Genomic DNA, 14,324 nt, shown 5'->3' with positions numbered 1-14,324 from the left:
CCGCTGCGCCTTTTCCCGGCAGAACGGTACCTTGCGTGCAATTGCCTGCGGGCCCGGCTTGACTTCATGCGCCGGTGTCCCGAAAGCTGGCGAAAGAAGAAGACACAGTTCCCGCGCTGCCTGCGCTTCGCAGGCGGCCTCACCCTGCCTTAGGCGGCATTCTGCTCTGGGGCGGCGCCACCGGGACCCCGAAAAGACCGAAGATGAACAAGCCTGTCACCATCACCGCCCATTCCGCCTGTCCGCATGACTGCCCCTCCACCTGCGCGCTGGATGTGGAGGTGACGGCAGAGGGCCGCATCGGCCGCCTGCGCGGGGCGGCGGACAATCCCTACACGGCGGGCGTCATCTGCGCCAAGGTCGCCCGCTATGCCGAACGGCTGTACCATCCGGACCGGCTGGTGACGCCGATGGCCCGCGCGGGTGCCAAGGGGGAAGGGCGGTTCGAGCCCATCTCCTGGGACGAAGCACTGGACCTTATTGCCGCGCGATTCCTGGAGGCGGAGGCGAAGCATGGGCCGGAGACGGTCTGGCCCTATTACTACGCCGGCACCATGGGGCTGGTGCAGCGCGACAGCATCCACCGCCTGCGCCATGCCAAGGGCTATTCGCAGCAGTTTTCCTCGATCTGCACCAATCCGGCCTGGACCGGCTATGTGGCCGGAACCGGGCTTCTGGCCGGGCCGGACCCGCGCGAGATGATGAAGGCCGACCAGATCATCATCTGGGGCACCAATGCGGTCGCGACGCAAGTGAACGTCATGACCCACGCCATCACCGCCCGCAAGACACGTGGTGCGAAGATCATCGTGATTGACGTCTACCGCACCGAAACGATGAAGCAGGCGGATCTCGGAATCGTGCTGAAGCCCGGCAGCGATGCGGCGCTGGCCTGTGCCATCATGCATGTGCTGTTCCGTGACGGCCTGGCCGACCGGGACTATCTTGCCCGTTACACCGACTGCCCGGACGAGCTGGAAGCCCATCTTGCCACCCGCACCCCGGAATGGGCGGAAGGGATCACCGGCGTTCCGGCAGAGGAGATCACGCAGCTTGCCCGGATGATCGGCGAGGTGAAGCGCACCTTCATCCGTCTTGGCTATGGCTTTACCCGCAGCCGCAACGGCGCTGTCTCCATGCATGCGGCGGCCAGCATTGCAGCTGTTGCAGGCTCCTGGCAGTATGAGGGGGGCGGCGCCTTCCACAACAACGGGGCGATCTACAGGCTCGACAAGTCGATGGTCGAGGGCAGTTCCCTGCGCACCGGCACAAGGTTCCTCGACCAGAGCCTCATCGGCCGCGTGCTGACGGGGGACCGTGAGGCGCTGGCCGGCGGCCCGCCGGTGACGGCGCTGCTGATCCAGAACACCAATCCGGTCTCCGTCGCGCCGGAACAGACACTGGTGAAACAGGGCTTTGCCCGCGAGGATCTCTTCACCGTGGTGCATGAGCAGTTCATGACGGACACGGCGCGCTATGCCGACATCGTGCTGCCCGCGACCCAGTTCCTGGAGCATGACGACATCTACCGGGGCGGCGGCCACCAGTACATGCTGTTTGGCCCCAAGCTGACGGAAGCGCCGGGCGAGGCGCGGGAGAACATATTCGTTATCAACGAACTGGCGAAGCGTCTTGATGCAAAGGATCATCCCGGATTCCACATGAGCGCCCGCGAGCACGTGGACTGGATGCTCGTCAATTCCGGCTATGGCACGCTGGCCGAACTGGAGGCCGGGCGCTGGAAGGATCTGCAGCCGGACTTCCGCACCGCCCATTATCTCGATGGCTTCGGCCATGCGGACGGCAAGTATCACTTCAAGGTGGACTGGGGCTTCACCGCTGCGCCCAACCGGCCGGAAGACGGCAAGCCCTTCGGCGCCCACGCCGCCATGCCGCGCCTGCCGGATTACTGGAACGCGGTGGAAAATGCCGACGCGGAGCATCCGTTCCGTCTGGTGACGGCACCCGCCCGCTCCTTCCTCAATTCCAGCTTCACCGAAACGCCGGGCTCCACCAAGAAGGAAGGCGGCCGGCCGGAAGTCTGGATGCGTCCCGATGAAGCCGCTGCTGCGGGGCTGGAGGATGGCGCCCGCGTCATCCTGGGCAACCGGCGCGGCGAGGTACGGCTGCATCTGCGTCATGTGGAGGGGCTGGCGCCCGGCACGGTGGTGTCGGAAGGCATCTGGCCCAACACGGCCTTTGAAAACGGCAATGGCATCAACACGCTGATCGGCGCCGAGCCCATCGCCCCCTATGGCGGCGCCGCCTTCCATGACTGCGCGGTGTGGGTGCGCCCGGCTTCTTGATTCGTGCCCGTTAAGCTCCGGATGGCGTGCGGGCGGCGAAGCTGCTAGTCTTTCCTTGCGGCATGGTGCGCATTGGGGGCTTGAGGCTCGCGGAAGGGAGAGATCCGCGTCCTTGCAACAAAGGCCCACCGGGAGTGGTGCCTGCCGCCTCAGGGGCTTCGGCCTGCGTCCTGTTCCTTCGGGCAGGATGCAGGCTGTCAGAGCCTTGCGGGAGGAGCCAGACATGCCCACGGTGACGTCTCAGCATCAGAGCCGTATCGAGGCGGCGCTTGCCAGCGGGCAGGCGGCGCGCTCGCCCATTGCCGCTTCCTGGGCCCGCTCGGCCCATCTTCATGGCCTTGATCCGGTGAAACGCCGGGTGGAGCCGCGCCTGACGGCGCAGGAACTTGCGCTCGTGCGCGAGCGCATGGGCGGGCTTGTGGCCACCGCCGCGCCCCATCTCGACTGGCTGTTCCAGACCATCGGTGGCCTTGGCGCCTGCGTGGTGCTGGCTGACGCGGAAGGCATCGCGGTGGAACGGCGCGGCAATTCATCCGAGGACCGCGATTTTGCCGCGTCCGGCCTGTGGACCGGCGCCGTGTGGTCCGAGGCGGAAGCCGGCACCAACGGTATCGGCACCTGCCTTGCCGAGGGCAGGGCGGTGACGATCCACCGGGATCAGCATTTCCTTGCCCGCAACATCGGCCTCACCTGCACCTCTGCCCCCGTGCATGACGCCGGAGGCCAGCTGGCGGCGGTGATCGATGTGTCCACGGCCGAGCAGGACATGTCCGCCGCCGTGCTCAGCCTCATCAGCCAGACGGTGCAGAACACGGCGCACAAAGTGGAAGCCGACCTCTTCCATGCCGCCTTCCCGAAGGCCCGTGTGGTGCTGGTGCCGGGCGGCGGCACGCATGGCCTTGCCGCGCTTGTGGCGGTGGATGAGGATGATCTCGTCATTGGCGCAACGCGCGGGGCGCGGGCCCTGCTGGGCCTCACCGCCGATCCTGCCGCAAACCCGCGCCCGCTCGCCGATCTTCTCGGCCTGCCGGTGCATGAACGGCTGGAGGATGCGGAGCGAGCGGTTTTGCACCGGGCGCTGGCCCGTGCCTCGGGCAACGTCTCCGCCGCCTCCCGCGCCCTCGGCCTCTCCCGCGCGACGCTTCACCGGAAACTGGCGAAGGAGTGAGGGGGCGAGCGCGCTCGGGCATTTGCCACGCTCAGCCCCGGTCCCAAATACCAAGGATAGGCCGGGGCCTGTCAGGCGGGCATGGATTTGCCCCTCACCGCAGCGTCGCCCGTGGTGACGCCGGATATGGGGCGCGACTGTGCTTCCATCTGACACTACCCCACAAACCCGCCATCATCTGTCGCAGAACTGCGACAGGCGCGGGCAGCCGTTCCCGGCCATGGCTCCTCAGACCGTCCGCCGTGCGTCAAGCTCTTCCCATGGCCGCGAGGAGGCGGCCCGTTGGAGGAGACAGGCATGAACATTCAGGCACAGGCGGATTTCCGCACCGTTTCACCGTTCCGCGAGCGCTATGACAATTTCATCGGCGGCAAGTTCGTGCCGCCGGTCAGCGGCCGCTACATGGACAACATCACCCCGATCACCGGCGCCAGGATCTGCGAGGTGGCCCGTTCCGATGCCGCTGACATCAACGCCGCGCTGGATGCCGCCCATGCGGCGCGCGAGGCCTGGGGCAAGACCTCTGCTGCCCACCGCGCCAATATCCTCCTGAAGATCGCGGATGTGATGGAGGCCAATCTCGACGTGCTGGCCGCTGCTGAAACCTGGGACAACGGCAAGCCGATCCGCGAGACGACCGCCGCCGACATTCCGCTCTCCGTCGATCACTTCCGCTACTTTGCCGGTGTGCTGCGCGGGCAGGAAGGCACCATGAGCGAGATCGACCATGACACGGTCGCCTATCACTTCCATGAGCCGCTGGGCGTCGTCGGCCAGATCATCCCGTGGAACTTCTCCATCCTGATGGCCGCCTGGAAGCTGGCTCCGGCCCTGGCTGCGGGCAACTGCATCGTGATGAAGCCGGCCGAACAGACCCCGGCTGCCATTCTGGTTCTGGCCGAGCTCATCGGTGACCTGCTCCCCGCAGGCGTTCTCAACATCGTCAACGGCACTGGCGCTGAGGCCGGCCATGCGCTGGCCTCGTCCGGCCGCATCGCCAAGATCGCCTTCACCGGCTCCACGGCCACGGGCCGGAAGATCATGGAAGCGGCAACCGTCAACCTCATTCCGGTGACGCTGGAACTGGGCGGCAAGAGCCCCAACATCTTCTTCTCCGATGTGATGGCGCAGGATGATGCCTATCTCGACAAGGCGGTCGAAGGCTTCGTGCTCTTTGCCTTCAACCAGGGCGAGGTCTGCACCTGCCCGTCGCGGGCGCTGATCCAGGAAGACATCTACGAGGAATTCATTGCCCGCTGCATTGCGCGTGTGAAGGCCATCAAGCAGGGCGACCCGCGCGACCCCGCCACCATGGTGGGCGCACAGGCCAGCCAGCAGCAGCATGACAAGATCATGTCCTACCTGCAGATCGGCGTGGAGGAAGGCGCGCAAGTGCTGACCGGCGGCGATGCCGCCCGTCTCGGCGGGGATCTGGCCAACGGCTTCTACATCCAGCCGACCATCCTCAAGGGCCACAACAAGATGCGCGTGTTCCAGGAGGAAATCTTCGGTCCCGTCGTCTCCGTCACCACCTTCAAGACCGAGGAAGAGGCGCTGCATATCGCCAACGACACCATGTACGGCCTTGGTGCCGGTGTGTGGACCCGCGACGGCACCCGCGCCTACCGCTTCGGCCGGGCCATCGAGGCCGGCCGCGTCTGGGTCAACAACTACCACGCCTATCCCGCCCACGCGGCCTTCGGCGGCTACAAGCAGTCCGGCATCGGCCGCGAGACCCACAAGATGATGCTCGATCACTACCAGCAGACGAAGAACATCCTCGTCAGCTACAACCCCAACAAGCTCGGCTTCTTCTGATCTCCCTCCCGGGACACATCCAACTGCGGCACGGGCAACCGTGCCGCTTTTTTGTGTTGGGGAACCGTTTGGCGCAGGTCACCAGCTCCGTCCGTAGTCCTTTCCAGGCCTTTGATCCTCTCCATCGTCATCCCGGCCTTGAGCCGGGACCGGAGAGCCGGGGTGATTGCCGGTTCGATGCGGAAGCAGGATAGACCGTGGCTCACCGGTCCCGGATCTCCGCTTCGCTCTCGTCCGGTATGACGATGGAGAGGTTTTGGCTGATGCGATTGGCTTCCGGATCGTGCGTCCCTCACAGGCCCCGGCCTCGTGCCGGGGCCTGTGAGGCGGGCAAAGCCGGAAGATCATGTTTCGTGTGGGAGCATCTACGCGGTCAAGCCTGCTTGTCTTGCGTTTGGGCGTGTCACCCTCTTAAATTGCAGAATTACGACATATGGACAGCGGGGCAGCGATGAGACTTTTTCCCAAGCCACTCGAAATTGGCGATGAAGAAGGTTTTACTTCGGAGAAGGATATCTTCAACCGGAAGCCGCTTGGAGATCGCATGACACGGTTAGTGTCCGAAGTCGAGGATCCTTTGATGATTGCCTTCGACGGGCAATGGGGATCCGGAAAGACGACCTTTCTCAAGATGTGGGCTGGTGAACTGCGAAAGGCTGGCTTCCCCGTGATCTTTCTCGATGCCTTCGAGACCGACTATCTAGGTGATCCGTTTTCTGTACTCGCTAGGGAGATTGTAGAGCTTTCTCAAAAAAGTAAACATATTGAAGAAAGAGTTGTCAATAAAATTAAAGAAAAATCCGCCCAAATTGGAAAGTTGTTACTTCGTACTTCTGTCGGCTTGGGCGCGAAAATATTGATACGTGGAGCTTCTTTGTCTCTGGCTGATATCTCTGATGTCGTGGATTTAAAAGAGTCTTTCTCTGAGGTGGCGAGTGCTGAGGTTGATAATTACATAGATGAAATATTCTCTGGTTTCAGGGCTGAATTTGGTGCGGTTCATGACTTTCGTAATATTTTGTCAGATCTTCCAATAAAAATTGCGAAAGGTGGAAGCGTAAAGCCCGTAATCTTCATCGTAGACGAACTTGATCGCTGTAAGCCGACTTATGCTTTGCAAATGCTTGAGCGTATGAAGCATTTTTTTCTTGTCGAAAATGTGCACTTTGTATTGGGTGTGAAACAGGCTCAGCTAGAGTCTGCGGTAAGGCTTTCTTATGGTGAAAGTGTAGATGCTTCAGATTATTTGCTTAAATTTATAAATATTAGAATTCTAAATATTGAGAATTTAAACTATGATAGGGGAGAGTTGAATAAATATGCTGAATTTTTACTCGATGGAGTTAGGGGGTCTTTAAGCGAGAGGCATCGGCAGGTAGCATCTGTGGCAATGGAGATCTTTATCCGTATTCTGAGAATAAAAGGTAAAAGTTTTCGAGCAATGGAACATGCATTTTCATTATTGAAATTAAGTCTGATATTTGTTGAAGATAATATATTTAAAGATGGAGAATTGATTGCTGGGTTGATACTGATGAAGATACTTGAGCCAGATTTATTTACAAAGGCAAAAAATGGTAAAATTACATATGATGAGGTGGGGAATTTTCTCGGATTTAACGTTGCGATGAGAAGTGATAGCGGACTTGGTGAAGATGTGTGGTTTGCGCTCTTGCATGAAGAGGGTGCCCAAGAGTGGAAGCGTTATAGTGATCGAATGTTCCGGTTTTCTCTCCGAGAAAGAGACGGTGTGATTCCTCATCTTGCAAATAACGTTATTGATAGCTTCGGGATTTAACTCCCCCCCTCACACCACCAGCACATCCACCTCCGCCCCGGCATCCAGCGCAGCGGCGTGCGGGGGGCGGAGGATGAGGGCGCCGGAGGCGGCGAGGAGCGAGAGCATGGAGCTGTCCTGCCGGGTGAAGGGGGTGACGCTGCGGGTGCCGTCCGGGTGGGTGGTGAGGCTGGCGCGCAGGTAGTCCTGGCGCTGGTCGTTGGCCGGAACCGGACCGGTGAGAGTTGCGGTGGTGCGCTTGCCCTTCATGGCGGCCTCGAGGCTCGTGCCCGTCATCACGGCCATCAGCGGGCGCAGGAACAGGAGGGCGCAGACGAGGCTGGAGACCGGGTTGCCGGGCAGGCCCAGAACCTTGGTGCGGCCAAGGTTGCCCGCCATCAGCGGCTTGCCGGGGCGCATGGCGATGCGCCAGAAATCCAGCTTCATGCCTTCCCCGCCCAGCACCGCCTGCACAAGGTCATGATCGCCGACGGAAGCCCCGCCGAGGGTGACGAGAATGTCGGCCTCTGCCGCCAGCCCCTCGCGCACGCGGGCGGCGATATCGGCGGGATCATCGCTGGCAAGGCCGAGATCCAGCGGAATGCCGCCGCAATCTTCGACGAGCGCTGCAATGCCGCAGTGGTTGGAGGCGATGATCTGGTCCGGCCCCGGCGTGCCGCCCGGCAGCACCAGTTCATCGCCCGTGGCGATGATGGCGACCTTCGGCTGGCGCCAGACGGGCAGGGCGGCGTGGTTCATGGCAGCGGCCAGCGCAAGGCTGCGGTAGTCGAGCTTGAGCCCTGCCTTCAGCAGCACATCGCCTTGCGCAAAGTCGAGCCCGGCGGGCCGGACGAACTGGCCGGGGCGAACCGGCTCCAGCGCGTTGAGGCGGTCGCCCTCGCGGGTGGCGTTTTCCTGAATGAGGATGGCATCCGCGCCATCGGGCACCGGTGCGCCCGTGAAGATGCGCACCGCCTCGCCCGCGCCGACCTTGCCGGAAAAGGCATGGCCTGCAGGAGCCTCGCCGATGACGGTGAGCACGGCGTCGGCTGCGGCGCAATCGGCGGCGCGCAGGGCATAGCCATCCATGGAGGAGGCGGGGAAGGGCGGCTGCGTGCGGGTGGCGGCAAGGTCCGCCGCCAGAATCCGGCCATTGGCCCGCGCCAGCGGAACGACCTCCAGGCCCAGCGGCTCAACGCCGGTGAGAAGCTGCCGCAGCGCATCGTCAACCGGCATCAACGCCATGTCAGGGCTCCTTTGGTGCGTTTTCCGGTCCGGCAACATAATGGCCGGAGCGGCCGCCGAGCTTTTCGGCAAGGTGGATGCGGCCGATCTCCATGCCCCGGTCCACGGCCTTGGCCATGTCATAGATGGTGAGGCAGGCGACCGAACAGGCGGTCATTGCCTCCATCTCCACCCCGGTCTGCCCGGTGACGATGGCGGTGGCGCTGACTTTCAGGCCGGGCAGGGCGTGATCGGGCTCGATATCGACGCTGATCTTCGACAGAAGCAGCGGATGGCAGAGCGGGATCAGCTCATGGGTGCGCTTGGCGGCCATGATGCCGGCAATGCGGGCGGTGGCTATGACATCGCCCTTCTTCGCGTTGCCGGAGAGGATCAGCGTCAGCGTGTCCGCATGCATCTTCACCTCGCCGGTGACGGTGGCGCTGCGGCGGGTGACGGCCTTGTCTCCCACATCCACCATCGAGGCGCTGCCAGAGGCATCGAGATGCGTCAGGTGGTCCTGATCCCGTTCGGGGCCGCCGCCTGCCATGGCTCAGGCTCCGCTGCGGGTCAGCAGTGCGCGGGTGGCGCTTTCCACATCGGCCTGCCGCATCAGGCTTTCGCCGATGAGGAAGGTGGAGATGTTGCAGGCCTCCATGCGGGCCAGATCCGCCGGGGTGAAGAGACCCGATTCGCCAACGATGATGCGCTCCGCCGGGATCATCGGCGCCAGCCGCTCGCTCGTTGTCAGCGAGACGTCAAAGGTCTTGAGATTGCGGTTGTTGATGCCGAGCAGCGGCGAGGCGAGTTTCAGTGCCCGCTCCAGCTCCGCCTCGTCATGCACTTCCAGCAGCACATCCATGCCAAGGCCGAAGGCGGCGTCTTCCAGATCCTTCGCCAGTGCATCATCAACTGCGGCGAGGATGATCAGGATGCAATCCGCCCCCCAGGCGCGGGCCTCGGCCACCTGATAGGTGTCGTAGAGAAAATCCTTGCGCAAGGCAGGCAGGCTGACGGCATCACGTGCGGCGGTCAGAAACTCCGGCTTGCCCTGAAACGACGGGGTGTCGGTGAGCACAGACAGGCAGGCCGCACCGCCCGCCTCATAGGCGCGGGCGAGGGCCGGCGGATCGAAGTCGGCGCGGATCAGCCCCTTGGACGGGCTCGCCTTCTTGATCTCCGCAATGAGGGCATAGTCCCCGGCGGTATGCTTGGCGCGGATGGCCCGCTCGAAACCGCGCGGAGCCTCGACGGATTTTGCCGCTTCCAGCAGGCTGGCAAGCGTACGTTCAGCCTTGGCAGCGGCGATTTCCTCGCGCTTGTAGGCCTCGATGCGGGTGAGAATGTCTGCCATGGCTTATCCGTTCGAAACTGCCACCAGCCGTTCCAGCCGGTCGAGGGCATCGCCCGTGTCGATGGAGCGGGCGGCCTGCGCCACCCCGTCCTTGAGGTCTGCCGCCTTGCCCGCAACGATCAGCGAGGCGGCGGCGTTGAACAGCACCACGTTCCGGTAGGCGTTCTTCGCGCCGGAGAGCACGGCGCGCAGGGCGGCAGCGTTTTCTTCCGGCGTGCCGCCTTTCAGATCCTCGAAACGGGCGCGGGACAGGCCTGCGTCTTCCGGAGTGATCTCGAAGCTGCGGATGGTACCGTTCTTCAGTTCGGCCACCTTGGTCGGGCCGGTGGTGGTGATCTCGTCCATGCCGTCGCTGCCGTGGACGATCCAGACGGCTTCCGAGCCAAGGTTCTTCAGCACCTGTGCAATCGGCTCAACCCAGCGGCCATCGAAGACGCCGGTCATCTGGCGCTTGACGCGGGCCGGGCTCGACAGGGGGCCAAGCAGGTTGAAGATGGTGCGGGTGCCCAGTTCCATGCGGGTCGGGCCGACGTGCTTCATTGCCGCATGATGGAGCGGTGCGAACATGAAGCCGATGCCGGCTTTTTCCACGCAGGCGGCAATCTTGTCCGGGCCGATGTCGATGTTGACGCCGAGCTGCGCCAGAGCTTCGGAAGAGCCGGACTTGGACGAGAGCGAGCGGTTGCCATGCTTGGCAACGGGCACGCCGCAGCCTGCGACAACCAGCGCGGTGCAGGTGGAGATGTTGTAGGAGCCGGTGGCGTCACCACCGGTGCCGACGATATCGATGGCATCGCCCTGAACTTCGACGGGCAGCATGCGGGCGCGCATGGAGGCGACGGCGCCGGTCACTTCATCGACGCTCTCGCCGCGCATGCGCAGCGCCATCAGGAAGCCGCCGAGCTGGGAGGGCGTTGCCGCGCCGGACAGGATCACGTCAAAAGCCGCGCGCGCTTCCTCGAAATCCAGAGAAGCGCCTTCAGCCACCTTGGCGATAAAGGGTTTGAGCCCGCTCATGCCTGTCCCTCTTCCCGTTTTTCACGCGGCCTGCGTTAAAGGCCTGCCGCAGTCCGGCTCGTGACTGTCCCGGCAAATTGCGGCCGGGACAGTGTTCTTTCATGCCGTCAGTTCTGCGCAGAGGTGCCGATCACCATCTGCAGCGCCTGCTGGTTGATCTGGACGCCCTTGTCCGCCTCGACCTTGTTGATCACAAGATTGAGGAGCGAGGCGGAGAGCTGTTCGCTGATCTGGGTGTCGATCTGCTGGATGCTCTCTTCCTCGCGGAAGAAGGCGGGGGCAGAGACGCTGTCGACCACCATCACCAGACGGCCGCTGTCCGCGCCCATGGTGTCCAGAACGGTGCCGGAGGGGCCGCTGAAGGCTTCCTCGACGGCTTCCTGCGGCAGGCCGGCCGGCTGGCCGTTGCGCTTGAAGCTGTCGGAGGTCTGCACCGCAAGGCCAGCGGCTTCAGCCACGGCTTCCAGCGTTTCGCCGCCGCGCACTTGGGCTGCCATGCTTGCCGAAAGATCCAGCAGCTTCTGATCACGCTCCTTCGCCGTCCAGGCCTGGACAACGGCATCGCGCACTTCGGACAGCTCGCGGTCGCGGGGCGGCGTGACCTTGGTCACGTCGAACCAGACAAAGCCGCGCTGGCCCAGCGGCAGCGGGTTGTTTTCGATACCAACGTCGCTCTCGAAGGCCTCGCGCAGCAGGCCGTCAGCCTCAGGCAGCGTGACCGGCTGACCGGCCTCGTCGCGGCCATTGCTGTCCACGGCCGGGATTTCGGTGGTGGTCAGCGAGAAGCGTCCTGCGACTTCGGCAAGGGCGGCACCGCCCGCACGGGCGTCCTCGATCTCGTCATGCAGGTCCTGCACGTCCTGTTCGGCCTTCTGCAGGGCGATTTCCTGCTTCAGCTCCGCCTTGACCTCGTCGAAGGGACGCACGGCTTCCGGCTGGATCTGCGCCACTTCCAGAATGACGGTGGTGAACCGGCCCTGCACGGCGCCGCTGACACCGCCCTCAGGCAGCGCGAAGGCGGCTTCCGCAATGGCCGGATCCAGGAACTTGTCCTTCGCCATCAGGCCAAGGTCGACGTCGCTGTCCTTGAGGCCGCGCTCCTCCATCAGCTGGGCAAAGGTCTTGGCCCCGGAGGCAAGCTCGGCGGCGGCAGCTTCGGCTGCGGCCGAATCGGGGAAGGGCATCTGGCGCACGCGGCGCAGCTCATCCGTCCGGTAGCGGTTGCCGGAGCGGTCATAAGCCTGTTTTGCTTCTGCGTCCGTCACCTCATCCGGCTTGGCCAGCGTCTGCGGCAGCAGCTGCAGGACGGACAGGCTGCGGTATTCCGGAGCGCGGAAATCTTCCTTGCGCGTCTCGTAGAAGCTCTCAAGGTCCGCGTCCGACGGGGCTGCGATTTCACCGGCTGCCGAGGGCGGCACGGCGATATAGCGCACGGTGCGGGTTTCATTTTCGAAGATGTTGAAGGCGCTCAGCATCGCTTCCGGCGTCTTCAGATTGTCCGTCAGGGCGCCTGCGATCTGCTGGCGGCCGGACAGGAGGCGCTGCTCGCGCACGAAGTCATCTTCGGAAATGCCGTTGGCGCGCAGCAGCTGCACCAGACTGTTGCGGTCATAGCCGCCGCCCGGGCGCTGGAAGGCCGGGTTTTCCTGGATCATCTGGCGCAGGCCGTCATCGGAAATGCCGAGGTTCATGTCCGCGGCCATGTCATTCATGGCAGCTTCGGCAATCATCCGGGCCAGCACCTGCTGCGGAATGCCGAACATGGCGCCTTCCGTGGTGGACAGCGGGCGGCCGATCTGGCGGCTCACGGCATTCAGTTCGCGCCGGTAGGCGAGATCGAAGTCGGCCACGGAAATTTCCGTATCACCCACCTTGGCCACGACATTGCTGCCGAAGTTGCGGAAAATGTCGGCGATACCCCAGACGGCAAAGCTCAGGATGAGCAGGGCGATGAAGATCTTGGCAACCCAGGTGCCGGCGCCCTTGCGCAGCGCGTCGAGCATGATGTCTCCCGTAATTCCATAGGCTCATGTCCGGAGCGAAAGGTCCCGGAGCGGTGGTTCTGAATAGCGGCTCAAGGGGCGGCGGACAATAGCCGGAAACTGGCAGATGTGCGCAGACAGGCAGAAATGCGCAGGAAGGGCGGGAAAGATGCGATGACACTTGCACTTTGAGCCGCCGCTGGGTAGCGAAGTGGCCACCAGGAACCATGCAGCTGTCCCGCCAGCCCGTGCGCCGGACAGCCCTTGAGGAGACCGCCATGAGCCACGCCACCGCAATCCGCCCGCTTGTCGCCGGAAACTGGAAGATGAACGGCCTTGCCGCAGCTTCTGCCGAGTTCGAGACGCTGGGGCAGGGGCTTGAGGCAGCACTCGCGGCCAAGGTGGACGTGATGATCTGCCCGCCCGCAACACTGATTGCGGTTCTCGCCAAGGCTGCCGCTGCATCGAAGGTGGCGCTCGGCGGGCAGGACTGCCATGCCAAGGCTTCGGGTGCCCATACGGGCGACATTTCGGCCGAAATGCTCAAGGATGCAGGTGCAAGCGCCGTGCTCGCGGGCCATTCCGAGCGCCGCACCGATCACGGCGAGAGCGATGCCGTGGTGAAGGCCAAGGCGGAAGCAGCCTGGCGCGCCGGACTCACGGCCATCATCTGCGTTGGCGAAACCGAAGCCGAGCGCAAGGGCGGCAAGACGCTGGATGTGGTCGGCACGCAGCTTGCCGGCTCGGTCCCTGATGGCGCAACGGCGGCAAATACGGTGATCGCCTATGAGCCGGTCTGGGCCATCGGCACCGGCCTGACGCCGACTGCAGCCGACGTCGCCGAAGTGCATGCCGCCATCCGCAGCGCATTGGAAGCCCGCTTCGGCGCGGAAGGCGCTGCCATGCGCCTGCTCTACGGCGGTTCGGTGAAGCCCTCGAACGCGGCAGAGCTGATGGCCGTGCCGCATGTCAACGGCGCCCTCGTGGGCGGCGCCAGCCTCAAGGCTGCCGATTTCCTTGGCATCATTTCGGCCTATGCCTGATGCGGGCCGGGCCGGGCGCTGGTTGTCCGGCCTCTGATGCTTATATAACTGTTGCAGAGTGCTGCGCCGCAGAGGACCACCTTCACAGAGCAGGTTCCGGTGGATTGCGGCGTGTGAGACGCCTTTTGTCACAAAGGATGCCAATCTCCCGGCCTTCAAGGGTGGAAACTCCGGCAAGGCTGGTGTAGAAGGCCGCCAAACTGAAACGGATGATCGGTCCAAAATGGAAACGGTAGTTATCGTCATTCACCTGATGGTCGTGCTGGCCCTGGTGCTTGTCGTCCTCCTGCAGCGCTCCGAAGGCGGCGCTCTTGGCATCGGCGGCGGAGGCGGCGGCGGCTTCATGTCGAGCCGCGGCACAGCCAATGTGCTGACCCGCGCCACGGCGATTCTCGCCGTCATGTTCTTTGCCACGTCACTGGGCCTCAGCATCATCGCCCGCATGGACAGTGGTCCCGGCTCCATTCTGGACGGCAGCACGGTTGTTCCGGGTGCCGCACAGCCGGCCGATGGTTCCGCGCCCTCGACGGGGACCGGTGTTCTGGATGTGTTGAGGCAGCAGTCCCAGCCCCAGGCGCCCGCAACGGCTCCGGCTCAGCCTTCCGGCCCCCAGGTTCCGGCAGCGCAGTAAGCGC

11 protein-coding genes are annotated in these 14,324 nt (G+C 63.6%); 6 read left to right on the top strand and 5 right to left on the bottom strand.

Features of this window, described 5'->3' with window-relative positions:
- Positions 1-203: 203 nt before the first annotated feature.
- The 4 genes from AC0CMF_RS04025 to AC0CMF_RS04010 all read left to right on the top strand — a co-directional run bounded on the left by AC0CMF_RS04025 (position 204) and on the right by AC0CMF_RS04010 (position 7,090).
- A complete protein-coding gene (locus tag AC0CMF_RS04025; RefSeq protein WP_374628264.1) occupies positions 204-2,306 on the top strand; it encodes a molybdopterin oxidoreductase family protein in 2,103 nt (700 codons plus the stop codon).
- Between the two features lie 223 nt (positions 2,307-2,529).
- The gene (locus AC0CMF_RS04020; RefSeq protein ID WP_374628263.1) at positions 2,530-3,474 is read left to right on the top strand and encodes a helix-turn-helix domain-containing protein; all 945 of its coding nucleotides are present in this window, start codon (positions 2,530-2,532) and stop codon (positions 3,472-3,474) included.
- Positions 3,475-3,771: 297 nt separating this feature from the next.
- Complete coding sequence (gene adh, locus AC0CMF_RS04015) at positions 3,772-5,292, top strand: aldehyde dehydrogenase (protein WP_374628261.1); 1,521 nt, start codon at positions 3,772-3,774, stop codon at positions 5,290-5,292.
- Positions 5,293-5,725: 433 nt separating this feature from the next.
- Positions 5,726-7,090: a KAP family P-loop NTPase fold protein gene (locus tag AC0CMF_RS04010; protein ID WP_374628260.1), complete on the top strand. Its 1,365-nt coding sequence runs from the start codon at positions 5,726-5,728 to the stop codon at positions 7,088-7,090.
- Positions 7,091-7,099: 9 nt separating this feature from the next.
- Here the strand turns inward: AC0CMF_RS04010 and AC0CMF_RS04005 are convergent, their stop codons facing one another.
- The 5 genes from AC0CMF_RS04005 to AC0CMF_RS03985 form a co-directional block, all read right to left on the bottom strand.
- Positions 7,100-8,314, bottom strand: a complete 1,215-nt coding sequence (locus tag AC0CMF_RS04005; protein ID WP_374628259.1) for a molybdopterin molybdotransferase MoeA — start codon at positions 8,312-8,314, stop codon at positions 7,100-7,102.
- A gap of 1 nt (position 8,315) precedes the next feature.
- A complete protein-coding gene (gene moaC, locus AC0CMF_RS04000; RefSeq protein WP_374628258.1) occupies positions 8,316-8,843 on the bottom strand; it encodes a cyclic pyranopterin monophosphate synthase MoaC in 528 nt (175 codons plus the stop codon).
- A 3-nt stretch (positions 8,844-8,846) separates the two neighbouring features.
- The gene (trpC, locus tag AC0CMF_RS03995) at positions 8,847-9,647 is read right to left on the bottom strand and encodes an indole-3-glycerol phosphate synthase TrpC (RefSeq protein WP_374628257.1); all 801 of its coding nucleotides are present in this window, start codon (positions 9,645-9,647) and stop codon (positions 8,847-8,849) included.
- Positions 9,648-9,650: 3 nt separating this feature from the next.
- Positions 9,651-10,664: an anthranilate phosphoribosyltransferase gene (gene trpD, locus AC0CMF_RS03990; RefSeq protein ID WP_374628256.1), complete on the bottom strand. Its 1,014-nt coding sequence runs from the start codon at positions 10,662-10,664 to the stop codon at positions 9,651-9,653.
- 107 nt (positions 10,665-10,771) lie between these two features.
- Entirely contained in the window at positions 10,772-12,667 is a 1,896-nt protein-coding gene (locus tag AC0CMF_RS03985; protein WP_374628255.1) for a peptidylprolyl isomerase, read from the bottom strand.
- 257 nt (positions 12,668-12,924) lie between these two features.
- Here AC0CMF_RS03985 and tpiA point away from each other — a divergent pair, with 257 nt between their 5' ends.
- Together tpiA and secG are read left to right on the top strand one after the other, a co-directional pair.
- On the top strand, positions 12,925-13,689 hold the full coding sequence (gene tpiA / locus AC0CMF_RS03980; RefSeq protein ID WP_374628254.1) for a triose-phosphate isomerase: 765 nt from the start codon (positions 12,925-12,927) through the stop codon (positions 13,687-13,689).
- Positions 13,690-13,912: 223 nt separating this feature from the next.
- Complete coding sequence (gene secG, locus AC0CMF_RS03975; protein ID WP_050471561.1) at positions 13,913-14,320, top strand: preprotein translocase subunit SecG; 408 nt, start codon at positions 13,913-13,915, stop codon at positions 14,318-14,320.
- Positions 14,321-14,324 lie beyond the last annotated feature (4 nt).

It is taken from the genome of Pannonibacter sp. CBAS1226 (genome assembly GCF_055685825.1).
The sequence above is the reverse complement of the archived record's forward strand: the minus strand, read 5'-3'. Positions and strand labels throughout refer to the sequence as shown.

What these genes read in the sequence shown, in the direction of transcription:
- AC0CMF_RS04020 (WP_374628263.1), top strand. Translation starts at nt 2,530, where the DNA reads ATGCCCACGGTGACGTCTCAGCATCAGAGCCGTATCGAGGCGGCGCTT.
- tpiA (WP_374628254.1), top strand. Translation starts at nt 12,925, where the DNA reads ATGAGCCACGCCACCGCAATCCGCCCGCTTGTCGCCGGAAACTGGAAG.
- secG (WP_050471561.1), top strand. Translation starts at nt 13,913, where the DNA reads ATGGAAACGGTAGTTATCGTCATTCACCTGATGGTCGTGCTGGCCCTG.
- AC0CMF_RS03985 (WP_374628255.1), bottom strand. Translation starts at nt 12,667, where the DNA reads ATGCTCGACGCGCTGCGCAAGGGCGCCGGCACCTGGGTTGCCAAGATC.
- adh (WP_374628261.1), top strand. Translation starts at nt 3,772, where the DNA reads ATGAACATTCAGGCACAGGCGGATTTCCGCACCGTTTCACCGTTCCGC.
- moaC (WP_374628258.1), bottom strand. Translation starts at nt 8,843, where the DNA reads ATGGCAGGCGGCGGCCCCGAACGGGATCAGGACCACCTGACGCATCTC.
- trpC (WP_374628257.1), bottom strand. Translation starts at nt 9,647, where the DNA reads ATGGCAGACATTCTCACCCGCATCGAGGCCTACAAGCGCGAGGAAATC.
- AC0CMF_RS04005 (WP_374628259.1), bottom strand. Translation starts at nt 8,314, where the DNA reads ATGGCGTTGATGCCGGTTGACGATGCGCTGCGGCAGCTTCTCACCGGC.
- AC0CMF_RS04025 (WP_374628264.1), top strand. Translation starts at nt 204, where the DNA reads ATGAACAAGCCTGTCACCATCACCGCCCATTCCGCCTGTCCGCATGAC.
- trpD (WP_374628256.1), bottom strand. Translation starts at nt 10,664, where the DNA reads ATGAGCGGGCTCAAACCCTTTATCGCCAAGGTGGCTGAAGGCGCTTCT.
- AC0CMF_RS04010 (WP_374628260.1), top strand. Translation starts at nt 5,726, where the DNA reads ATGGACAGCGGGGCAGCGATGAGACTTTTTCCCAAGCCACTCGAAATT.